Genomic DNA, 20822 nt, shown 5'->3' on the forward strand with positions numbered 1-20822 from the left:
GCAAAGGATTCCAGCATGTCTGAAAACAATCTGCCCATTTCTTCCGCTTTAAATAAAGAACAGCGCCGCAAGAAGCTGCTGATCGGCCTGGCCGGTATCGTCGGTCTGGCCGGCGTCAGTGCGGCCGCTTACTGGTTGCTCTACAGCTCGCATTTCGTGGCGACCGACAATGCCTATGCGGCGGTCGAGATCGCCCAGGTGACGCCCTCGGTCGGCGGCACCATCGGCGAAGTGCTGGTTACCGATACCCAGGCCGTCAAGGCGGGCGATGTCCTGGTTCGGATCGACCCGACCGACGCCCGGCTGGCGCTCGCCCAGGCCGAAGCCGACCTGGGCCGGGCGACCCGTCGGGTCAAGGGCTTCGTCGCCAACGACGGCAGCCTGGGGGCCCAGATCGCGGCGCGCGATGCCGACGAGAAGCGCGCCGCCGCCCAGCTCGGTTCGGCCGAGGCCGATTTCGAGCGGGCCGGGATCGACCTCAAGCGCCGCGAAGCCTTGGCCGCTTCCGGCTCGGTTTCCGGCGACGAACTGACCCGCGCCCAGAATGCCTTCGCCTCGGCCCAGGGCAACCTGGCCGCCGCCCGCGCCGCCGCCGAGCAGGCCAGGGCCAATCGCAGCACGGCGCTGAGCACGCGCGAAGCCAATGCCGTGCTGATCGCCGGCGCCGAAGAGAGCAACCCGGAAATCGCGCTGGCCCGGGCCCGCCGCGACCAGGCGGCAATCGATCTCGAGCGCACCGTGGTGCGGGCGCCGGTCGACGGCGTCGTCGCCAAGCGCCAGGTCCAGCTCGGCCAGCGCGTTCAGGCCGGCATGCCGCTGCTCGCCATCGTGCCGATCCAGCAGATGCACGTCGATGCCAATTTCAAGGAAGTGCAGCTCGAAAAGGTCCGGGTCGGCCAGCCGGTCAAGCTGCACGCCGACATCTACGGTAGCGGCGTGACCTATCACGGTACCGTCGAAGGTTTCTCCGGCGGTTCCGGGGCCGCCTTCTCGGCGATCCCGGCGCAGAACGCCACCGGCAACTGGATCAAGGTCGTGCAGCGCCTGCCGGTGCGCGTCAAGCTCGATCCCAAGGAGCTTGAGGCCAATCCGCTCAAGGTCGGCCTGTCGATGCAGGCCGAAATCGATACGCGCAGCCAGAACTGAGCCGGGGTCATCGAATGAGCCAAGCGCAAGCGCCCACCCCGGCCGGCGAAGTCCAACCCCTGACCGGCGGCATGCTGTGGTTTGCCGCGATCATGCTGGCCGCCGCCAATTTCATCGCGGTGCTCAACATGACCATCGCCAACGTTGCCGTGCCCAACATCGCCGGCGCGCTCGGCGCGGCGACCAGCCAGGGCACCTGGGTGATCACCGCTTACGCGGTCGGCGAGGCCATCACCGTGCCGCTGACTGGCTGGCTGTCGGCACGTTTCGGTTCGGTGCGCGTCTTCATCGGCTCGATGATCCTGTTCGGCATCTTCTCGGTGATCTGCGGCCTCTCCGGTTCGATCGGCATCCTGGTCGTCGCCCGCATTTTCCAGGGCCTGTGCGGCGGGCCGCTGATGCCCTTGTCGCAGACCCTGCTGATGCGCATCTTTCCCAAGGAAAAGGCGGCCGCGGCGATCGGCCTGTGGTCGATGACGACGCTGGTCGCGCCGGTCGTCGGACCGATTCTCGGCGGCTACCTGTGCGATGAATACAGCTGGTCCTGGGTATTCATCCTCAATGCGCCGATCGCCTTCGTCTGCTCCTTCTTCGGCTGGAACCTGCTCAAGTGCTACCGCGATACGCTGAGCCGGGCCGGCATCGACACGGTCGGCCTCGTTCTGCTCATCCTCTGGGTCGGCTCCCTGCAGCTACTGCTCGACGAAGGCAAGAACCTCGACTGGTTCTCCTCGAACTTCATCACCGGCCTGGCCGTCGTCGCCAGCGCCTGTTTTGCCGCCTTCATCATCTGGGAGTGGCACGAGGAAAACCCGGTGGTCGATCTCAAGGTCTTCCGCCACCGCGGCTTCACGGTCAGCGTGCTGACCATCAGCCTGGCCTTTGCCGCCTTCTTCGGGGTCAATGTGCTGACCCCGCTCTGGCTGCAGAACTTCATGGGCTACACGGCGACCCAGGCCGGTCTGGCCACGGCGTGGACCGGCGTCACCGCCTTCTTCATCGCACCCATGGTGGCTCAGGCGGCGAGCAAGGTGGACCCGCGCAAGCTGGTCTTTGCCGGCGTCATCTGGATGGGCCTGGTTACGCTGTGGCGGACGGTGGCCAATACCGACATGGGCTTCTGGGACATCGCCGTGCCGCTGATGGTGATGGGCTTCGCCTTGCCGTTCTTCTTCATTCCGACCACCGGCCTGGCGCTGTCCAGCGTCGAGGAACGCGAGATGGATTCGGCGGCCGGCCTGATGAACTTCCTGCGCACGCTGTCCGGCGCCTTTGCCACTTCGCTGGTGACGACCAGCTGGGACAACCAGATCACCCGCCAGCACGCCGAGCTGGTCGGCATCTCGGACAGCGACGGCAGTGTCCGGAGCTTGCTGGAGCAGGGCGGCATGGCGGCCGATGCGGTCAATCAGGCGCTCGACTACCTGATCACCAGCCAGGCCGTGATGCTCGCCACCAACCAGCTGATGACGGTGATCGGCGTCGCCTTCCTGGTCGCCGCCTCGGTCATCTGGCTGGCCCCGAAACCCACCCGCGTCGTCGAGCCCGGTGCCGGCGGCCATTAAACCTAGCGAGAGCGAGCATGTTCAAACATATTCTGGTGCCGACCGACGGTTCGCCACTGTCCCTGGCCGCCGTCAGCCGGGCCATCGCCTTTGCCCGGGAAACCGGCGCCCGGCTGACGTTCTTCTGTGCCGAGCCGGCCTTTCCGACGATGTATTACGGTGTCGGCGCCATTTTCGATGCGCATACCCCGGCCCGCTTTCACGAAGAAGTCGCCCGTGTCGCGCATGACATTCTCGCCGCCGCCGCGAAGCTCGCCGGGGAGGCCAGGGTCGAATGCACCACGCTGGCGCTGACCAGCGACCAGCCCTACGCAGCGATCATCGCCGCCGCCGAGCGCCAGGCTTGCGACCTGATATTCATGGCTTCGCATGGCCGGCGGGGCATCAGCGGGCTGCTGCTCGGCAGCGAAACGCACAAGGTGCTGACCCACTCGACGATTCCGGTGCTGGTCTATCGGTAACATGTAATGTTTTTTCAGCCGGGGTAAAACCCGGTTACGGACTCGGTGCGGCTGTCGTCTATCGAGATTCCGCGAACCCGATGCGGCGATTGCCGCCGCATCGGTGATCAGTCCTCGGATCGGGCTTTCGCTCGACCGGACCGGGACGATCCTGAGCTTTGCTCGCTTAACGCTTGATGCGGGTGATCTTGGTGCCTTCGATGCTGAGGCTGGCCATCAAACCCTGCTGGTCGAAAATGAACGCATAGGCATCGTCCTTCAGGGTCGATGACGACAGGTTCTTGGCAATGCCCTCATTGACCACGACCAGTGTCGGACCGACGCCGATTTCCCAGCCCTTCGACGCGTCGAGATACTTGATGGCCTTGTTGCTCATCAGGAACACCACGTAGCCATAGGATTCGGCGCCGGCCTGCCAGCCCCAGGAGGCGGAAACCGAGTTGTAGTAGCCGGCGTACTGGGAATTCTTGCTCAGAACCCCTTCACCGTAGCTTCCGCCAAAGACCAGACCGGCCTTGATGATTTTCGGGAAAATCAGGATGGCCTTGGCCTTCCTGCCGATGGCTTCGGCCGCCGGATTACTCTTGTACAAGGTTTGCAGCGCCTGTGCGGCATCGGCATTGAGGTCTTCGGCGGAAGCGGCATAGGCCTGGTTGCCAAGGGTCGCCAGCGAAAGAGCGGCCGCCGTGACGAGCAGGAGACGGTGCAGGGAGCGTTGTATTTGGGTCATTTCGATATCCTTTTAAGTAGTGCTGCAATATGCAACCGGAGAGCAAGGACAGCGATGCATCCTTGTCATATCGGCCATTCAGCTTAGGCGGCATATTGCCCGGCCTCCGTTCGATAGCGCACACAGCCGATCCGGGCGAATTTTGGCGATAAAACGCCGGCATGGTTTGGCCCCGACTCGCCAAATGCGCAGTCCGCCGCCACCGCCCGTCGTCAAGGCGACTCGGGCGACAGCGATCTCCGGTTATGTGCGGCAGCGGACAGAACGGAAACGAATTCGCCAATACGCTCGGTCTATCGGAGCCAACAAGCGGTGCAATTTCTGTACTGTGGCAATGCGTGATGCCTATCCAGCGCAGGGTCTTCGCCAGGAAAACCGTATGCCGGGCAGCGTTTGCCAGGGCCGCGGTTTCAGGATCAAACGCACAAGGAACAAAATGAAAAAACTCACCATCAATACGCTCGCTCTTGCCTTCACGCTGGCTTTCAGTGCCGGGGCAATGGCCGAAGGCATGTCAAAAACCGAGTACAAGGCCGGCAAGAACAAGATTTCCGCCGATTTCAAGACGGCCCGGGCGAGTTGCGACTCCTTGTTGGGCAATGCAAGCGACATCTGTGCGGCCGAAGCCAAGGGTAACGAGAAGGTCGCCCTGGCTGAACTCCAGGCCCGTTACAAGCCGAGCGAGAAAGCCCATTACGAAGCCCGCCTGGCCAAGGCGGATGCCGTCTATGACGTGGCCAAGGAAAAGTGTGACGACCAGGCCGGCAATGGCAAGGATGTCTGCCTGAAGGAAGTCAAGGCTGCGGAAACCGCCGCCAAGGCAGATGCCAAGGCGCAGATGAAGACCGCTGAAGCCAACGCGACGGCCGGTGAGAAAACCGCCGAAGCGCGCAGCGATGCCAGCAAGAAGGGCGTCGCTGCCCGCCAGGACGCAACGGCCGACAAGACCGACGCCCAGTACGCGGTGGCCAAGGAAAAGTGTGACACCTATGCCGGCGCAGCCAAGGATAGTTGTCTGGCCAAAGCCAAGCTGAACTTCAACAAGTAATAGGTCGTATCCCGGCAGCCTTCGTCTACCGGAAACAAGCGGCTTGAGAAAAACCAGGCCCGGCGCTGAAAAGATCGCTCGCCATCCGGCGAGTGATTCTCTCCAGCGGCATTGAGAAGGAAACACCATGAATTATTCGAAACTGACCGTCGTCGCGCTGATGTCTTTTGCCCTGAGCGCCTGTATTACGGCACCCGCCGGCCCGCCCGGACCACAAGGCGCGACCGGTGCCACTGGCAATACCGGTAACACCGGCGCCAAGGGCAGCACCGGCTATACCGGGGCAACCGGCGGCGCGGGCGCAACCGGCGCGACCGGTTACACCGGGGCCACCGGCACGGCTGGGGCGACCGGCGATACGGGCGCGACGGGCAGTACCGGCGCCACTGGCAATACTGGTAATACCGGCGCCAAGGGCAGCACCGGGGCGCGCGGCGCAACAACGACCGATGGCACCGTGGTCATCGTTCCGGCGCGCTAAGCGCATCCGCCGCAGCGGTTGAGCAGGAAAATTCTCGCCCCGGTTCATCGGCAGCGGGAATTTTTGGTTTTGGCGAGGCTATTCGTTGGCTTGTCAAACGCATTACTGAATGACAGGAGTACAGCATGCGATTATTTCTGATTGCCTTGTTACTGGCGGCGGCCATCGCCCCGGCCGGCGCCGCCGATGTCGGCGTCTCGGTGAGCATTGGTCAGCCGGGTTTTTACGGCCGCCTCGATATCGGCGACTACCCGCCGCCCCAAGTGATCTACCAGCAGCCGCGGATGGTACGGCGGGTTCCGGTATCCCGGCCGCCGGTCTATCTGCGGGTTCCGCCCGGCCACGCCAGAGACTGGCGCCGCTACTGTGGCCGCTACGACGCTTGCGGCGAGCGGGTCTACTTCGTCCGCGACAACTGGTACCAGCGCGAATATGTGCCGCGCTACCGGAATCGCCATGGCGATCGGCATGACCAGCGGCGCGACGGACCGCGCGGCGATTCAGGCAACGACCATCGGGACAACGACTATCGGGGGAATGACCATCGCGGCAACGATCACGAGCGGGGCCGCGGCCGCTGAGGCCGCCCGGTTGCCGGAGGGCCAGGCATGATGACGAATGACGGCGCCTTGTCCGTGCTATGTGCCGATGTCGCGGCTGATGCCAGTCTGGTGCAATCGCTCGACCAGGCGGAAGCGCGCTACGCCGTGGCGCGTTGCGAGAAACGCATCCGGCGCTCGGTCGAAACCCATGGCGGGCGTCTGGTGCACCACAGCGGCAACCGGCTGATGGCCTTCTTCGCCGATGGCCAGGATGCGCTGCACTCGGCCATCGAGATGCAGCGCCGGATTGCCGACCTGCCGCCACCGGCCGGTTTTCCGCTGGCGGTCAGCGTCGGCCTGTGTGCCGGCCATCGGGCCAGGGAGCAGCGCTATTTTCCCGGCGACGGGGTGAATCCGGCGGCCCGGCTATCCGCAGTTGCCGCGCCGGGGCATATCCTGCTCAGCATGCCGCAACGGGCGACAGCCTTTCCCCTGTTGCAGCTGGCGGCGAGCAGCCTGCCCGATCTGCAGCTCAATTGCGGCAAGCGGCGTCTCGGTGTCTTTCAGGTGGCATGGCAGCAGCCCGATCAACAGACATTGAGGCTGGCGCTGGCCGATCCCGGCGCTGGGGTGGGGCGGCTCTGCGTCCGTTACCGGGGCGTCGAAACGTGGCTGGACGAGAATCAGCCGTTTGCCCGCATCGGCCGTCAGGCGGATTGCGATCTGATCGTCCGCGATCTCCGCTGTTCGCGGGAGCACGGCCGGATCGAGCGGCGCCTCGAGCGTTTCGTCTGGGTCGACCGGAGCACCAACGGCAGCTTCGTGACCCTTGAGGGGCAGGCCGAGGTTTTTGTCCGGCGCGGTGAACTGCTGCTCTCCGGGCGGGGCCTGCTCAGTCTGGGCGCGCCCGCGGCGGCCAAGGGGGCGGAGCTGGTGCACTTCGAGACGGCCCCTTATTCGTGCTAGCCAGACCGGAAATTCACGTCTAGTCTGTGTGTGCCAGCGTACATACGGCTCCGGCGCGGGATACGACAATCAACCGACGACCATGGGGTTCGGCAGATCGCCGAGTCGGTGCTGGCAAGGATGTTTTCGTGCAAGCACACGGTTTATTTCTGGAGCAGATCATGGGCAATCCCTTATTCGCAGTTCAGCAGCATCAAGCCATTCGTCGGTCCATTTCGCGTCCGCTCGTCGCCCTCGTTGCGGCCTTGCTGTGCACGCCGCTGCTCGCCGTCGAAATCGATGACAACGCCAAACACAATGCCAGCAGCGCCCCGCAAGCCACGATTCCCTGGCTGAGCGGCGGCATCGGCGACGATGCGCGTGACGAAATGCGCAAAGCGGCCGCCTCCTACAATGTCCTGATTGTGTTCAGCGACCGCCAGGGCAGCTACCTGGCCGACATTCCGTTCACCGTCACCGGGCGCAATGGCCAGGAAGTCGTGGCCGGGATCAGCGAAGGGCCGCTGCTCTACATCAAGCTGCCGGCGGGAACCTACAAGGTATCGGTAAAAATCGACGGAGCCTGGCAAAACAGGCAAATCCAGGCCGGCCCGGCCGGTCGTCCGGTCCGGGTGAACTTCGTCGGCAAGGGCGAATGATTTTTCAGCATTAGCCCTGGTCGGTCATCGGCCCGCTGCTGGCGGGCGATGACCGGTGGTCGGCGGGCTACGCCCCTTGCGTGCGTAGTTTGGCTTCGAGCAGCTTGATTTCCGTGATGTCGATGAAGGTGATCACCACACCGTCGATCACGTTGTCCTGGGTGCGATAGGGCATGATCCGCACGCGATACCAACGGCCGTCATGGGTGGCCGTCACCGTTTCGTGAAAAATCAGCGTGTTCAGCACTTCGAGTGCATCGTCCTTCAATTTCGGATAGTCGAGATCGGTGACGATGTGCGAGAGCGGCCGCCCGACATCGCCTGAAATCAGCTTGAAAAGCTTGGTGGCATGCGTCGTGAAACGTCGCAGGTTCATCGCGCTATCGAGGAAGATCGTCGCGATTTCCGTGCTGTTGAGCAGGTTCGTCATGTCGTTGCGGACCCAGGTCAGGTCGTCGAGTTTCGATTGCAGTTCGGCATTCACCGTCTGCAACTCTTCGTTGAGCGACTGCAGTTCTTCCTTCGATGTCGTCAGTTCTTCGTTGGTCGATTGCAGCTCTTCGTTGGTCGACTGCAATTCCTCGTTGCTCGACTTCAGTTCCTCGACGCTGGTCTGCATTTCTTCATGCGTTACCTGCAGCGCTTCGCGGGCTTGCCGTAATTCCTGCAGCAGCGTGCTGTTCGATTCGTCCTCGTCATGCTTGCCCGACTTGCGACGGGGCGGTGGCTTGCGCACGTCCTTGAAGACGATGATCACCCGCCCGCGCAGCGGCTCGGGCTTGTCGAGCGCCTGGACGACCAGATCGACGATTTGCGTGCCGCCGTTGGTGCCGACCCGCAGACCGTTGATGAGGATGGGCAGCGGATTGTTCAGGGCGTTGCGGATGACCCCGGTCAGCGCCTCGCGCAAGCCGTCGCGGGCCATTGCATGAATGTTGATATTGGTCTTGCCGGCCGCCGGTTCGAGGTACTTGCCGGTGCGGCCGCTGAAATAAAGGATGTCGCCATCGCTGTTAACCACCACCGCAGCTGGCGCCCAGGTCTGCTGGATCAGTTGATCGGTCAGTTGGCCGAGGTTGTCGGGGCGCTCGGTTTGCACCGACCGGCCGGTCTCCGACGTTTCACTCGGCAGTTTGCGGGGAAACTCCAGGGCGGTTAACGGCAACGGCTGGTTCAACCGGCGGAACAGCCGCCCCTTCTTGGTCAGCAGTGCGAACAGCCCGGCCGCATTGCCGATGCTCTCGGCGCTGCCGAGAAACAGCATGCCGCCCGGGTTAATGGCGTAATAAAAGAGCGGCAGCAGCTTTCTCTGCAACTGCGCGCCGAAGTAGATCAGCAGATTGCGGCAGGTGAGAATGTCGAGCTTGGTGAAAGGCGGGTCGGAGATGATGTTCTGCGGCGCGAACACCACCATTTCGCGAATGTCCTTGTTGATCCGATAGCCTCCGCTCTCTTCATGGGTGAAGTGGCGGGCCAGCCGTTCGGCCGAGACGTCCGCCGCGATATTGTCCGGGTAGAAACCCTTGCGCGCCTGTTCGATGGCGTCCGTATCGAGATCGGTGGCGTAGATCTGCAGCGTGAAGCGGCGTTCCGGCCTGGCTTCCGCGATCGCCTCCTTGAAGACGATGGCCAGCGAATAAGCTTCTTCTCCGGTCGAGCAGGCCGATACCCAGGCCCGCAACGACTTGCCGTCCGGATGCTGGGCGAGCAGGGCGGGGATGGCTTCGCGGCGCAGGTATTCCCAGGCTTCGGCATCGCGAAAGAAGTTGGTCACGCCGATCAGCAGTTCCTTGAACAGGATGTCCAGCTCGTGCTCGTTGTCCCGCAGGTAACGCACGTAATCGTCAATGCCGGCAATCTGGTTGACCGCCATCCGTCGTTCGATGCGGCGGTTCAGGGTATTCGTCTTGTACAGCGAGAAATCATTGCCGCAACGGTCGCGCAGCAGAATGATGATCTTGTCGAGCGCCGTCAGAATCGCCACCCGGGGATTGATCTCGAACAGCTGGGCATGGGCCGGATGCTGGAGATACTCGGCAATCCGGCCGGGCAATGCTTCCGGCGGGGCGACGATGTCGACCACGCCGGCCTGGATGGCGGTGTGCGGCATGCTGTCCGCCTTGGCGCTGGCCGGGTCCTGGGCCACTGTCAGGCCGGTTTTTTCCTTGATCGCGCGCAGGCCGAAGACCCCATCGGAACCCATGCCGGAAAGGATGACGCCGATGGCTTTCTCCTTGAGATCCTCGGCCAGCGCGCGCAGGAAGAAATCGATCGGCAGCCTCAGGCCGCGCGTCGCCACCGGCTCGAGCAGGTGAAGTTTGCCGTGCAGCAGCGACAGGTCCTTGTTCGGCGGGATGACATAGACGCTGTCGGGCTTCAGGCGCAGGCCATCGGTGATCTCAGTGACGGGCATTGGGGTGAAGCGCTGCAACAGATCGGGCAAGGCGCTGAGATGCGTTGGATCGAGGTGCTGGACGATAACGAATGCGAAACCGCAGCCGGCCGGCACATTGGTCAGGAACTTCTCAAGCGCTTCAAGGCCGCCCGCCGAACAGCCAATCCCGACAATCGGGAAATCCGGCGGGGGAGTGTCGTCAACCGGCTGCTGCGCTTCGGACGATGGCGCTAGCGATTGTTGGGCGGGACTGGCTTTGGGTGTCTTGACCATGGGATTTATCGGCTGAAAATTACCGGGTGAAAGTACGCGCAATCCCCATGGAAGGACAGCATTAATTTGCCGTCATTGGCCGTGCTTCAATCCTTTGCCAGTTTCGCGCCGCTTCGGCAGAAAAGGCCGCCAGTTGGTCGAGTACCTTCTGCACCGCACCGTTCGCCGCCATGATGCCGGCGTAGGGATTGTCTTGCGCGGCGGCTATGGACTGGTCGAATTCGCGCCAGGCTAGAACCTGCCGGCTTACGGTATCGACCAGGTAGGCCCGCAGCGTGAAGCGGACCCGACTCGGCGAGACGTCGAACTCATGCTGCAGGCGGACGATTTCGACATCGAGGCGGAGGTCGCCGGAAGCGGTGCTGGGCGTCGGGACGACGGCGCGGAAGGCGCCGCTCTGTTCGAGGGCGGCGACGATCAGCGGGGCGATCATCCGCGCCGGGGTATCGGCCCATTCGCTGTTGGCGAAGTATTCCAGCTGATGCGGCTCGCGGACATAGATGATGCGGTGGCTGTCAAAACCCGCCGCGGCATGCGGCGGATTGACGATCAGGGTCGGGGCCGTTGTGGCGCGCGGCGCGGCGGCTGGGCTGGCGCGTGGCGCACCGTCCAGCGTGTAGAAGGACGGTTGCGCGTCGCCGGCGGTGTCAAGAATGCTGCAGGCGCCGAGCATGGCCAGCAACAGGCCGGCGGCAGCGCCTTGGCAGAGGCGTGAATACGATGGGCGGGTCATGGCTGGCGGCTTCCTCGTGATGCTTCTCCCGGTCCGTTCGGTACCGGCTGGCGGCCGAACAGCAGGCCGGATGGATTGCGTTCGGTCTGTTCGCTGAGGCGGCGCAGTGAAGTCGTCAAGACACTCAGTTCGCTGAGCAGCCGCTCCAGTTGCGGCATCGTTTCCGCCGTGAAGCGATTTACATCGCTGCCCACCGAATTGATGGTCTTGCCGGCGCTGGCGCTCGTCCGGGTGACTTCGTTGCCCATTTTCTCGACGGCGTCGGCACCCCGGCCGAGGCGTTCGATCACCGGCTCCAGGCTGGCCGTTGCCCGCGCCGCGTTTTCGAAGGTACGGGCGGCGTCGACCAGGCCGCTATCGATGCTCTCCTTGCGCGCCGCGAGAGTGTGGGCGACGCTGGCGATGTCGGCCAGGGTGCTTTTGAAGGATGCCTGGTTTTCGGCGCTGAGCATGGCGTTGAGATTGGTCGAGGTGTTGTCGAGCTTGGCCAGCACGTTGGTCAGCACATTTTCCAGGCGGGTGCCGAGCGACGGCTTGGTCCGGATCTGCGGGTACTCGTTGCCCGCCGTCGCTTGCAGCAGCGGCACCTGATCGGCGCCGCCGCTCAGTTCGACGTAGGCGATGCCGGTCAGGCCCTGGGTTTTCAGCACCGCCACCGTGTCTTCCTTGATCGGCGTGCCGCGCTCGATGGCGAACAGCAGATTGACCCGTTGCGGGTTGCCCGGGTCGAGCTCGATCTGCCGCACCTTGCCGACGTCGACCCCGTTGTATTTGACCGGCGCATTGAGGTTCAGGCCGGCGACCGATTCCTCTTCGATGGCCAGATAGAGATCGTATTTCTTCTGGAAGGCGCCGCCCGAGGCCAGCCAGAGCGTCGCGCCAATCAGCACGGCGACCAGGACCAGGACGAAGGCGCCGACTGCCGCGTAATTGACTTTTGTTTCCATCATTTGATTCCGGTTGGTTGATCGGTTTGCCCGGTGCTGCGCTGACGAGCCGCCAGTCCGCGCTGACCGGCGAAGAATTTGCCGATCGCCGGGTGGTCGAGCTGCGCCAGTTCGGCCATCGAGCCGACCCCTTGCACCTTGCCGTCGGCCAGCACCGCGACGCGGTCGGCGACCTGCCAGAGCAGGTCGAGGTCGTGGGTGATCATCACGATGCTCAGGCCGAACAGGTCGCGCAGCTTGCAGATCAGCTGGTCGATCTCGCCGGCACTTTCGGGGTCGAGGCCGGCCGTCGGCTCGTCGAGAAAGAGCAGTTCCGGGTCGAGGACCAGGGCGCGGGCCAGCGAGGCGCGTTTCATCATGCCGCCGCTCAATTCGGCCGGGTATTGGGCGCCTACTGCCGGGTCCAAGCCGGTCATCGCCAGCTTCCAGTCGGCGATTTCGTCGATCAGCCGGTCGGCCAGCCCGGTGTGTTCGCGCAGCGGCAGGCCGACGTTTTCCTTGACGGTCAGAGAACCGAACAGGCCGCCGCTCTGGAACATCACGCCCCAGCGCCGGCGCAAATCGAGGGCCGCGGCATCGGTGATGTTTTCGAGGTCGACGCCAAGAACCCGGATCGAGCCCGATTCGGGCTGCTGGAGCAGGATGATTTCGCGCAGCAGCGTCGATTTTCCCGAACCCGAGCCGCCGACCAGCGCGAATATCTCGGCCTGGCGGACGCTCAGATCGAGACCGGAATGGACGACATGTGGGCCAAAGCGGGTGATCAGCTGCTTGATCTCGATGACCGCGGCGCCGCGAATCTGGTCGCTCATCTCACAGATCCAGCGCGCTGAAGGCGACCGAGAACAGGGCGTCGGCGACGATGACCAGGAAGATCGACTGAACGACGCTGCGCGTCGTCTGACGCCCGACGCTGTCGGCCCCACCATGCGTGCGGAACCCCTGGAAGCAGCCGATGCTGACGATGATCGCGGCAAAGACCGGGGCCTTGCCGATGCCAATCAGATAGGCCGTGACGCTGACGCTCTTGACGAAGCGGTCGAGAAATTCGCCGTAGCTGACCGCCAGCTGGGCGCGCGCCATGATCATGCCGCCGAAGACGCCGAGCAGGTCGGCGAACACCGTCAGCAGGGGGAGCGCGATGAGCAGCGCGATGATCTTCGGGAGGACCAACAATTCGAGCGGCGCGATGCCGATGGTGCGCATCGCGTCGATTTCCTCGGTCACCGCCATGGTCCCGATCTGCGCCGCGTAGGCCGAACCGGAACGGCCGGCGACGATGATCGCGGTGATCAGCGGGGCGAACTCGCGCAACATCGACAGGCCGACCAGATCGGCGACGAAGATGTTGGCACCGTACTGCCTGAGCTGGTCGGCGCCCTGATAGGCGACGACGATGCCGAGCAGGAAGGAAAGCAGGCCGACGATCGGCAGCGCGTCGAAGCCGGCGCTGCGGATGTTGTAGAGGATGGGACGCCAGCGGATGCGGCGCGGCTGGGCCAGCCAGCCGGCGAAGGCGAACGTGCATTCGCCGATAAAGCCGAGCAGCGCAAGGCCCTGTTCAAGGCCGGCGGCCGTGCTGTGGCCGAGGCTTTCAAGCTGGCTGGCCGGCGGCTCGGCAGCTGGCCTGGCGTCGGTGTCGTGCTGGTCGACTTGCTGGCCAACGACCGCCAGCAGTTTGGCGAATTCCTCGGGCAATTCGCGTAGTTCGACGACAGCCGACGCGTCGCGCAGCCGGCGCAGCAGTTTTTGCACGACCCAGGCGCCCGCCGTATCGAACGCCACAATGCCCGATGCGTCGATCAGTAGCATCGCGCCGGACGGTGCCGACAGCGTCGCCAGTTGCCCGTCGATTCCGCCCAGGCCGCGCGCCGTCCAGTAACCCGAAAGGACGAGTTCCTGCGCTGTCGTCCGGGCGATTGCCGCCGGTGCTGCCGAAATCAGAGTCATGGGTCGCCCAAGATGCTTGTCGCTAAATGGCCCTGTCCAGGCCAGGTACCAGAACGCCCCGTGTGGCGGGTCGGCGCGCTGCGTTTGCCTACTTGTCAGCGACGACCTTGATTTCGTTCTTCACGGCCGTGACGCCCGTCACCCCTTTGGTGATCGCCACAGCCCGGTCTATTGCCTTGTGGCTCGCGGCGCTGCCGCTTAGCGTGACGACGCCATTCTTGTCGGTCTCGACGTTGATCTTTACCAGGCTGGACATCTTTTCGGCGGCCAGTTCAGCCTTGACCTTGGTGGTAATCACCGAATCCTTGACGTATTCCGTCGCCACCTTGCCGGCATCGGCGGTATGGCCGGCAACGGGGAGCAGTAACAGGCCGGCGACGAGAAAGCTGGTGGTGAGTTTGTTGTTCATGATCTGTCCTCTTCTCTTGCGTTGAAAAACGGTTCCCGCACGAACCGGGGGCAGTTGCCTGTCCATCGGTCGTAATGGCGGTTTACCACCCTCCGTCAGGGCATTCTGTACGCCGGCGTACATAGAGTGTTTTTTGCGGATTTCACGCCGGGCCGCCGTGCATCGCGCTGCTCCCTTTCTCGCCCTCTGTGCGGCAACGAACAGAAGTCAATCGACGGTCGGCGTACTTTCAGTCGCTGGTTCCTCGTGGTCGACAGGCAAGAGCAGGGACTTTCCGTTAAACAACCAGAAGGAATTCAGATGAACTATTCGATCGTTTTTTCAGCGGTAATCGCCGCCCTGGCCTTGAGCGCATGTGAGAAACCGGCGCCGGTGTCGCCGACTCCGACCGTCATCACCGTTCCGGTCCCCGGCCCGGCTGGTCCGACCGGTGCACCAGGATCGACCGGCTCCACCGGGGCGGCCGGCGATACCGGTGCCACCGGATCGACCGGATCGACCGGATCGACCGGATCGACCGGATCGACCGGATCGACCGGATCGACCGGATCGACAGGCGGAACTGGCGCGACCGGCGATACGGGAAAGACCGGGGGCAGCACCGTTATCGTTGTCCCGCCTGCACCGCCCGAACCGGCGCGCTGAGTATTCGGCTACGACGAGGTCAAAGCCGTTGTTCCCGGCCGCGGCCTCGTCCGACCGATGCGGGTAATGATGGCCAGGGATTGAAAGCCAGCGCGATCCAACCTGACCTGTTATGACAGGTTGTATCAATATAAAAATTTGATCGTTTTTAGCGGAAGGTCGTCTCGCTAACCTGCACTCCTGAATTTTCCATTCACGGAGGCAACATGCATTTCAAGAAAACCCTGGCTGCGCTGGCATTGGTGTTCGGTAGCGGCATCCTGCAGGCGGAAACCATCCGTATTGCGATCGGTACCCAGGACACGACGATCAATTGCGCGACCGGCGGTTTGCTGATCCGTGAATTGAAGCTGCTCGACAAGTACCTGCCCAAAGACGGCAAGTACAAGGACGCCAAGTACGACATCGCCTGGAAGAACTTCACCTCCGGTCCGCCGCTGACCAACGAGATGGTCGCCGACAAGCTCGACATCGGCACCATGGCTGATTTCCCCGGGGCGCTGAATGCGGCGGCCTTCAAGAAGGCCGGCAAGAAAAGCGTATTCATAACGGCGCTGTCCGGTAGCCCGCAGGGTAGCGGCAACGGCTTGGTCGTGCCGATCGATTCGCCGGTGACCTCGCTGGCGGCCTTGAAGGGCAAGAGCATTTCGGTGCCTTTCGGTTCGACCGCACACAGCATGCTGCTGCGCGCCCTGAAAGCCCAGGGGCTTGATCCGGAGCGTGATGTGAACCTCGTGTCGCAATCGCCGGAAGTCGGCGGCAGCGCGCTGCAGGGCCACAAGATCGATGCCCATGCCGACTTCGTGCCGTTTGCCGAGTTGTTCACCTACCGCGGCTTTGCCCGCAAGATTTACGACGGTGCTCAAGCCAATGCGCCGACCTTCCACGGCACCCTGGTCAGCGCCGAATACGCGAAAAAATATCCGGAAATCGTCGTCGCCTTCCTGCGCGCCGCGATCGAGGCCGACCGCCTGATCGCCGCCGAGCCGGAGAAATACAGCGAGTTGATCGCCAAGGTGACCGGTATCGAGTCGGAAGTGAATTACCTGTTCCATGGCCCGCTCGGCCTGCAGACCCGCGATTTCACCTTCAAGCCGGAATACCGGACTGCCCTGAAGACCGCCATCGAGACGCTGGCCCTGCTCAAGCGCAACGACGTGCCGCTGACCGCCGACGAAGTGATCGACGACCGCTATATCCGCGAAGCCTTCAAGCTGTCCGGCCTCGATTACGACAAGCAGTTGAAGTCTTACGGCAAGCTGCCGCTGGTCGCCAAGGATGCGCAGTCTGCGGTCACCATCAAGGATTTCAACCGGGCGACTCAGGTCTGGGTCGAGGGCGAACCGAAGGTGCGCAATTACGTGTCGCCGGAATCCGCGTTGTTCGCGGTGCGCGAGGCCGAAAAGGCCGGCAGGAAGATCCGGGTCGTCTTTGTCCATGATCGGCAGAGCGGACTGAAGCTGCTGGCCAACCAGGCATGGTTTGCGCGCAGCCCGAATGGCCAGATCGACGCCTACCTGGAAAAGGATGCAGCCGAGAAATCGGCGCAAAAGAGTGGCGGGACGGTGGTTAACTTCGCCTCGACCTTCGCTTCGAGCACGGCCAAATTGGCGGCCCGCTAAGCGAGATGAGCGTGGCGCAATTGGCAATCACCCCGCAGTCAGGGCCGGTGGCGGACGAAGACGTTGCATCGCCGGCCGCCGCTGCCTCTGGCACGGCGCGCACCGGCATCAATGTCGGGCGCCTGTTGCTGCGGGTCGGATCATTGCTGGCTTTTGTGTTGTTCTGGCAGTTCGCTTCGCAAAATCGCCTGCATCTCGGCATCGTCACCTTCCAGAACGTGCCGGCGCCGAGCGAAGTCCTGCCGGCACTGCTCAACCTGCTGCAGTCGCCGAAGGTCCTCGACCACGTGCTGAACAGCCTGTACCGGGTGTTCGGCGGCTTCCTCGGGGCGACCGGTATCGGTATCCTGCTGGGCCTGCTGATCGGCCGCTCGCGCTGGGCGGCCGACCTGCTGTTGCCGCCGCTCGAGGTCTTGCGGCCGATTCCCGGCGTGGCCTGGATTCCGCTGGCCATCCTGATGTTTCCGTCGTCCGAGCTGAGCATGATCTTCATCACTTTCATGGGCGCGCTGTTCCCGATCCTGCTCAACACCATTCACGGCGTCGGCGGCATCGATCAGCGGCTGATTTCGACGGCGCGCAGCCTGGGGGCCGGGCGCGGCAGCTTGTATCTCGAAGTGATCCTGCCGGCCGCTTTGCCGAGCGTGGTGACCGGACTGTCGATCGGCATGGGGACGTCATGGTTCTGCCTGGTGACCGCCGAGATGATCGCCGGGCAGTACGGCATTGGCTATTACACCTGGGAATCCTACAACCTGCAGCGCTACGCCGACATCGTCGTCGGCATGCTGCTGATCGGGGTCTTCGGCATGGGCAGCAGCGTCCTGGTACGCAAGCTCGGCGACCTGCTGACCCCGTGGTATCAGATCAAGGGAGGCAAGACGCATGACTAGTGCCGGAGTTCAGCCGGGCCGTATCGAGGTTCGCGATGCCGTCATCGAACTGGGTGGCAAGAAAGAGCGTTTCCGGGCTGTGGACCGCGTCAGCTTCAATATCGAGGCCGGCCAGTTCATTTGCCTGCTCGGGCCGTCCGGTTGCGGCAAGTCGACCCTGCTGGGCGCCTTGGCCGGGCATATTCCGCTGACTGGCGGCGCGTTGAGCCTGAACGGCAAGCCGATTGTCGGGCCGTCCTCGGAGCGCGGCCTGGTTTTCCAGCAGCACACCCTTTTCCCGTGGAAGCGCGTCGTCGACAACGTCGCCTTCGGTTTGAAGATGAAAGGCGTTGCCAGGGAGGAACGGCGGGCGAGGGCGGGCGAGCTGCTTAAGCTGGTCGGCCTCGGCGGTTTCGAAAACAAGTATCCGATGCAGTTGTCGGGCGGCATGCAGCAGCGGGTTGAAATTGCCCGCGTCCTGATCAACCAGCCGGAAGTGCTGTTGATGGACGAGCCGTTTGGCGCCCTCGATGCCCAGACGCGCTGGGTGATGCAGCAGTTGTTGCTGGATATCTGGTCGAAGGTCCGCACGACGGTGATTTTCGTCACGCACGATATCGACGAGGCGCTCTTCCTGGCCGACCGCGTGCTGGTCATGTCGCATCGTCCCGGCCGCCTGCGCGAGGACATCGCGATTCCGGCGGCCCGTCCGCGGGGCGAGGAATGGGTGACTTCCGACCATTTCATCCATCTCAAGCGCTACTGCCTTGATTTGATGCGCGAGGAGCATCGCCGCAATTACGGCGAGGCGGCTGCGGGACCGGGGTTTGCCGGTGCCTTCATTTAACCGCCCCGACTTTGCGAAGTCGTTCCCTACTTGTCATGACCAGCCATGATCAGCCAGTCGAGAACCAGCTTTAGCGATCGCCCGCTGCCTCTGTACGTGCAGATCAAGGATTCGCTGCGCGGGCAGATTTTCGACGGCACCTACGGCGAACACGAACGGCTGCCGTCAGAAAACGACCTGATGTCCTCCTTCGGCGTCAGTCGCATTACCGTGCGCCAGGCATTGAGCGATCTGGAGAACGAGCAACTGATCTTCAAGGTTCCCGGCAAGGGTGCTTTCGTCTCGCGGCCCAAGCCCTTCCAGCAGTTGGCCCGCCTGCAGGGTTTTGCCGAAGCGATGACAAATCTGGGCCGGGAAACCTTCAATCGCCTGATCAGTCTTGGCACAGTGGCGGCCGATCCGGCCGTGGCGGCCCGTCTGCAGGTGCCGGAAGGCAGTCCGCTGACCGAAATTCGCCGGGTGCGCCATGCCGATCGCCAGCCGATCTCTTTCGACCTCACCTATGTCCGGCGCGATCTGGGCGAGCGGCTGGCCCGCGAGGATCTCGCGACGCGCGACATCTTCGTGATCATCGAGAACGACTACGCCATCCCGCTTGGCCATGCCGACCTGAGCATCGATGCCATCGCCGCCGATGCCCAGCTGGCCCGCCAGCTCGGCGTCGAAGCCGGGGCGCCGATTCTGCGCATGGAGCGCCTGACCTGGACGCGGGCCGGTCAGCCGATCGATTTCGAATACCTCTATTACCGGGGCGACAGCTTCAGCTATCAGATTCGCGCCGAACGCGATTAACGAATATTTCAAAGGAAAGTCATGGCAACGCAAAATATCGAAGTGGATATCCTGATCGTCGGCGGCGGTACCGCCGGCCCGCTGGCCGCCATCAAGGCCAAGCAGAAGGCGCCGCACCTGCGCGTGCTGCTGCTCGACAAGGCCAACGTCAAGCGGGCCGGCGCCATCGCCGAGGGCATGGACAGCGTCAACAACGCGATCATCCCCGGTTACGCAACGCCGGAGCAGTACGTCAAGGAAATCACCATCGCCAACGACGGCATCATCAATCAGGCGGCGATCAATGCCTACGCGACGCGCAGCTTCGACATGATCAAGGAGCTCGACGCCTGGGGCGTCAAGTTCGAGAAGGACGAGACCGGCGATTACGCGGTGAAGAAGGTGCACCACCTCGGTTCCTACGTGCTGCCGATGCCCGAGGGCTACAACGTCAAGAAGGTGCTGTTCAAGCAGATCAGGAAGCTCGGCGTCGAGGTCAGCAACCGCCTGACCACCACCCGCCTGCTGGTCGGCGAGGATGGCCGGATTGCCGGGGCCATGGCCCTCGAATCGCGGACCGGCGATTTCGTCGTCATCCGCGCCAAGGCCGTCGTGTTGTGCACCGGCGCGGCCGGCCGGCTCGGCCTGCCGTCCTCCGGCTACCTGTTCGGCACCTACGAGAACCCGACCAACGCCGGCGACGGCTACAGCATGGCCTATCACGCCGGGGCCGAGTTGTCCGGCCTGGAGTGCTTCCAGATCAACCCGCTGATCAAGGACTACAACGGCCCGGCCTGCGCCTACGTCACCGGGCCGCTCGGTGGCTATACGGTCAACGCCAAGGGCGAGCGCTTCATCCGCAGCGACTACTGGAGCGGCCAGATGATGCTCGAGTTCTGGCGCGAGCTGGAGGGCGGCAACGGCCCGGTCTTCCTCAAGCTCGACCATCTGGCCGAGGAAACGGTGCAGAAGGTCGAGGATGTGCTGCACGTCACCGAACGCCCGTCGCGCGGCCTGTTTCATGAAGGGCGGGGCACCGATTATCGGCACGACCTGGTCGAGATGCACATTTCCGAAATCGGCCTGTGCGGCGGCCACAGCGCTTCCGGCGTCTGGGTCGACGAACATGCGCGGACTACGGTGCCCGGCCTCTACGCCGCCGGCGACCTGTGCAACGTCGCCCACAACTACATGCTCGGCGCCATGGTCTATGGCCAGATCGCCGGCGAGGATGCGGTCGACTTCATCGAAGGCCGGGAACTGGCCGCGGTCGATACCGCGCAGATCGAGGCCGAACGCGAACGCATCTTCGCGCCGCTGCTGCGCGAGGAGGGCATCGCTCCGACCCAGATCGAGTACAAGCTGCGGCGCATGGTCAATGACTACCTGCAGCCGCCCAAGGTGACGGCCAAGATGGAGATCGGCCTGCAGCGTTTCGCCGAAATCCGCGCCGACCTGGATAAATTGAAGGCGCGCAATCCGCACGAGCTGATGCGGGCGATGGAGGTTTACGCCATTCTCGACTGCGCCGAACTGGCGGCGCGCGCCTCGCTGTACCGCGAGGAAAGCCGTTGGGGCCTCTACCACTACCGGACGGATTTCGAGGGCCGCAACGATGCCGAGTGGTTTGCCTTCGTCGAAGTGAAGAAGGGCGCCGACGGCCAGCCGGAAATCTTCAAGCGTCCGGTCCCCGAATACATCTATCCCATCGCCAAGAGCGAGCTGTACGGTTACGACGCCATGCGCGTCGAAGCCGAGCCGCTGGCCGCCTGAGGAATCGA

At 63.5% G+C, this 20822-nt stretch carries 21 protein-coding genes; 13 read left to right on the forward strand and 8 right to left on the reverse strand.

Features of this window, described 5'->3' with window-relative positions; genetic code table 11:
- The first annotated feature begins 15 nt into the window (after nucleotides 1-15).
- Genes KI611_RS07740 through KI611_RS07750 form a run of 3 tightly spaced genes read left to right on the forward strand, consistent with a single transcriptional unit; the run spans nucleotide 16 to nucleotide 3172 of the window.
- Complete coding sequence (locus KI611_RS07740; protein WP_226419243.1) at nucleotides 16-1146, forward strand: HlyD family secretion protein; 1131 nt, start codon at nucleotides 16-18, stop codon at nucleotides 1144-1146.
- 14 nt (nucleotides 1147-1160) lie between these two features.
- Entirely contained in the window at nucleotides 1161-2711 is a 1551-nt protein-coding gene (locus tag KI611_RS07745) for a DHA2 family efflux MFS transporter permease subunit (RefSeq protein WP_226419244.1), read from the forward strand.
- Nucleotides 2712-2728: 17 nt separating this feature from the next.
- Nucleotides 2729-3172 carry a universal stress protein gene (locus tag KI611_RS07750; protein ID WP_226419245.1) on the forward strand — a complete coding sequence of 148 codons (444 nt, stop codon included), beginning with the start codon at nucleotides 2729-2731 and terminating at the stop codon, nucleotides 3170-3172.
- A 166-nt stretch (nucleotides 3173-3338) separates the two neighbouring features.
- Here KI611_RS07750 and KI611_RS07755 read toward each other — a convergent pair whose 3' ends face one another.
- Entirely contained in the window at nucleotides 3339-3902 is a 564-nt protein-coding gene (locus tag KI611_RS07755) for a YSC84-related protein (RefSeq protein WP_226419246.1), read from the reverse strand.
- A gap of 436 nt (nucleotides 3903-4338) precedes the next feature.
- Here KI611_RS07755 and KI611_RS07760 point away from each other — a divergent pair, with 436 nt between their 5' ends.
- From KI611_RS07760 to KI611_RS07780, 5 genes are all read left to right on the forward strand, one after another.
- Nucleotides 4339-4950: a hypothetical protein gene (locus KI611_RS07760; protein WP_226419247.1), complete on the forward strand. Its 612-nt coding sequence runs from the start codon at nucleotides 4339-4341 to the stop codon at nucleotides 4948-4950.
- A gap of 127 nt (nucleotides 4951-5077) precedes the next feature.
- Entirely contained in the window at nucleotides 5078-5431 is a 354-nt protein-coding gene (locus KI611_RS07765; RefSeq protein ID WP_226419248.1) for a hypothetical protein, read from the forward strand.
- Between the two features lie 125 nt (nucleotides 5432-5556).
- Nucleotides 5557-6012 (forward strand): hypothetical protein, encoded by a 456-nt coding sequence (locus KI611_RS07770; protein WP_226419249.1) that lies wholly within the window; start codon nucleotides 5557-5559, stop codon nucleotides 6010-6012.
- Nucleotides 6013-6039: 27 nt separating this feature from the next.
- Entirely contained in the window at nucleotides 6040-6939 is a 900-nt protein-coding gene (locus KI611_RS07775) for an FHA domain-containing protein (RefSeq protein WP_226419250.1), read from the forward strand.
- Between the two features lie 161 nt (nucleotides 6940-7100).
- Nucleotides 7101-7577, forward strand: coding sequence for a hypothetical protein (locus KI611_RS07780; RefSeq protein WP_226419251.1), 477 nt, complete (start codon nucleotides 7101-7103; stop codon nucleotides 7575-7577).
- Between the two features lie 67 nt (nucleotides 7578-7644).
- Here KI611_RS07780 and KI611_RS07785 read toward each other — a convergent pair whose 3' ends face one another.
- From KI611_RS07785 to KI611_RS07815, 7 genes are all read right to left on the reverse strand, one after another.
- Nucleotides 7645-10245 (reverse strand): chemotaxis protein CheB, encoded by a 2601-nt coding sequence (locus KI611_RS07785; RefSeq protein ID WP_226419252.1) that lies wholly within the window; start codon nucleotides 10243-10245, stop codon nucleotides 7645-7647.
- A 61-nt stretch (nucleotides 10246-10306) separates the two neighbouring features.
- Nucleotides 10307-10978, reverse strand: a complete 672-nt coding sequence (locus KI611_RS07790) for an ABC-type transport auxiliary lipoprotein family protein (protein ID WP_226419253.1) — start codon at nucleotides 10976-10978, stop codon at nucleotides 10307-10309.
- On the reverse strand, nucleotides 10975-11928 hold the full coding sequence (locus tag KI611_RS07795) for an MlaD family protein (protein WP_226419254.1): 954 nt from the start codon (nucleotides 11926-11928) through the stop codon (nucleotides 10975-10977). The genes KI611_RS07790 and KI611_RS07795 overlap by 4 nt, the downstream gene beginning before the upstream one ends.
- The gene (locus tag KI611_RS07800) at nucleotides 11925-12737 is read right to left on the reverse strand and encodes an ABC transporter ATP-binding protein (RefSeq protein ID WP_226419255.1); all 813 of its coding nucleotides are present in this window, start codon (nucleotides 12735-12737) and stop codon (nucleotides 11925-11927) included. The genes KI611_RS07795 and KI611_RS07800 overlap by 4 nt, the downstream gene beginning before the upstream one ends.
- A gap of 1 nt (nucleotide 12738) precedes the next feature.
- Nucleotides 12739-13875, reverse strand: a complete 1137-nt coding sequence (locus KI611_RS07805; RefSeq protein ID WP_226419256.1) for an ABC transporter permease — start codon at nucleotides 13873-13875, stop codon at nucleotides 12739-12741.
- An 88-nt stretch (nucleotides 13876-13963) separates the two neighbouring features.
- Nucleotides 13964-14284 carry a BON domain-containing protein gene (locus KI611_RS07810; protein WP_226419257.1) on the reverse strand — a complete coding sequence of 107 codons (321 nt, stop codon included), beginning with the start codon at nucleotides 14282-14284 and terminating at the stop codon, nucleotides 13964-13966.
- Nucleotides 14285-14589: 305 nt separating this feature from the next.
- Nucleotides 14590-14886: a hypothetical protein gene (locus KI611_RS07815; RefSeq protein WP_226419258.1), complete on the reverse strand. Its 297-nt coding sequence runs from the start codon at nucleotides 14884-14886 to the stop codon at nucleotides 14590-14592.
- 249 nt (nucleotides 14887-15135) lie between these two features.
- On the opposite strand from KI611_RS07815, the gene KI611_RS07820 reads away from it, so the two are divergent.
- Genes KI611_RS07820 through KI611_RS07840 form a run of 5 tightly spaced genes read left to right on the forward strand, consistent with a single transcriptional unit; the run spans nucleotide 15136 to nucleotide 20814 of the window.
- A complete protein-coding gene (locus KI611_RS07820) occupies nucleotides 15136-16551 on the forward strand; it encodes an ABC transporter substrate-binding protein (RefSeq protein WP_226419259.1) in 1416 nt (471 codons plus the stop codon).
- Nucleotides 16552-16556: 5 nt separating this feature from the next.
- Nucleotides 16557-17444 (forward strand): ABC transporter permease, encoded by an 888-nt coding sequence (locus tag KI611_RS07825; RefSeq protein WP_413464010.1) that lies wholly within the window; start codon nucleotides 16557-16559, stop codon nucleotides 17442-17444.
- Nucleotides 17437-18270, forward strand: a complete 834-nt coding sequence (locus KI611_RS07830; RefSeq protein WP_226419261.1) for an ABC transporter ATP-binding protein — start codon at nucleotides 17437-17439, stop codon at nucleotides 18268-18270. Before KI611_RS07825 ends, KI611_RS07830 begins: the two co-directional genes overlap by 8 nt.
- A gap of 45 nt (nucleotides 18271-18315) precedes the next feature.
- Nucleotides 18316-19062, forward strand: coding sequence for a GntR family transcriptional regulator (locus KI611_RS07835; protein ID WP_226419262.1), 747 nt, complete (start codon nucleotides 18316-18318; stop codon nucleotides 19060-19062).
- 21 nt (nucleotides 19063-19083) lie between these two features.
- Nucleotides 19084-20814, forward strand: a complete 1731-nt coding sequence (locus tag KI611_RS07840; RefSeq protein ID WP_226419263.1) for a fumarate reductase/succinate dehydrogenase flavoprotein subunit — start codon at nucleotides 19084-19086, stop codon at nucleotides 20812-20814.
- Nucleotides 20815-20822: the final 8 nt, after the last annotated feature.

It is taken from the genome of Dechloromonas denitrificans (assembly GCF_020510685.1).
GTDB lineage: Bacteria > Pseudomonadota > Gammaproteobacteria > Burkholderiales > Rhodocyclaceae > Azonexus > Azonexus denitrificans_A.

Excerpts from the sequence above, each read along its gene's own strand:
- KI611_RS07740 (WP_226419243.1), top strand. The coding sequence starts at position 16 with ATGTCTGAAAACAATCTGCCCATTTCTTCCGCTTTAAATAAAGAACAG.
- KI611_RS07745 (WP_226419244.1), top strand. The coding sequence starts at position 1,161 with ATGAGCCAAGCGCAAGCGCCCACCCCGGCCGGCGAAGTCCAACCCCTG.
- KI611_RS07750 (WP_226419245.1), top strand. The coding sequence starts at position 2,729 with ATGTTCAAACATATTCTGGTGCCGACCGACGGTTCGCCACTGTCCCTG.
- KI611_RS07755 (WP_226419246.1), bottom strand. The coding sequence starts at position 3,902 with ATGACCCAAATACAACGCTCCCTGCACCGTCTCCTGCTCGTCACGGCG.
- KI611_RS07760 (WP_226419247.1), top strand. The coding sequence starts at position 4,339 with ATGAAAAAACTCACCATCAATACGCTCGCTCTTGCCTTCACGCTGGCT.
- KI611_RS07765 (WP_226419248.1), top strand. The coding sequence starts at position 5,078 with ATGAATTATTCGAAACTGACCGTCGTCGCGCTGATGTCTTTTGCCCTG.
- KI611_RS07770 (WP_226419249.1), top strand. The coding sequence starts at position 5,557 with ATGCGATTATTTCTGATTGCCTTGTTACTGGCGGCGGCCATCGCCCCG.
- KI611_RS07775 (WP_226419250.1), top strand. The coding sequence starts at position 6,040 with ATGATGACGAATGACGGCGCCTTGTCCGTGCTATGTGCCGATGTCGCG.
- KI611_RS07780 (WP_226419251.1), top strand. The coding sequence starts at position 7,101 with ATGGGCAATCCCTTATTCGCAGTTCAGCAGCATCAAGCCATTCGTCGG.
- KI611_RS07785 (WP_226419252.1), bottom strand. The coding sequence starts at position 10,245 with ATGGTCAAGACACCCAAAGCCAGTCCCGCCCAACAATCGCTAGCGCCA.
- KI611_RS07790 (WP_226419253.1), bottom strand. The coding sequence starts at position 10,978 with ATGACCCGCCCATCGTATTCACGCCTCTGCCAAGGCGCTGCCGCCGGC.
- KI611_RS07795 (WP_226419254.1), bottom strand. The coding sequence starts at position 11,928 with ATGATGGAAACAAAAGTCAATTACGCGGCAGTCGGCGCCTTCGTCCTG.
- KI611_RS07800 (WP_226419255.1), bottom strand. The coding sequence starts at position 12,737 with ATGAGCGACCAGATTCGCGGCGCCGCGGTCATCGAGATCAAGCAGCTG.
- KI611_RS07805 (WP_226419256.1), bottom strand. The coding sequence starts at position 13,875 with ATGACTCTGATTTCGGCAGCACCGGCGGCAATCGCCCGGACGACAGCG.
- KI611_RS07810 (WP_226419257.1), bottom strand. The coding sequence starts at position 14,284 with ATGAACAACAAACTCACCACCAGCTTTCTCGTCGCCGGCCTGTTACTG.
- KI611_RS07820 (WP_226419259.1), top strand. The coding sequence starts at position 15,136 with ATGCATTTCAAGAAAACCCTGGCTGCGCTGGCATTGGTGTTCGGTAGC.
- KI611_RS07825 (WP_413464010.1), top strand. The coding sequence starts at position 16,557 with ATGAGCGTGGCGCAATTGGCAATCACCCCGCAGTCAGGGCCGGTGGCG.
- KI611_RS07830 (WP_226419261.1), top strand. The coding sequence starts at position 17,437 with ATGACTAGTGCCGGAGTTCAGCCGGGCCGTATCGAGGTTCGCGATGCC.
- KI611_RS07835 (WP_226419262.1), top strand. The coding sequence starts at position 18,316 with ATGATCAGCCAGTCGAGAACCAGCTTTAGCGATCGCCCGCTGCCTCTG.
- KI611_RS07840 (WP_226419263.1), top strand. The coding sequence starts at position 19,084 with ATGGCAACGCAAAATATCGAAGTGGATATCCTGATCGTCGGCGGCGGT.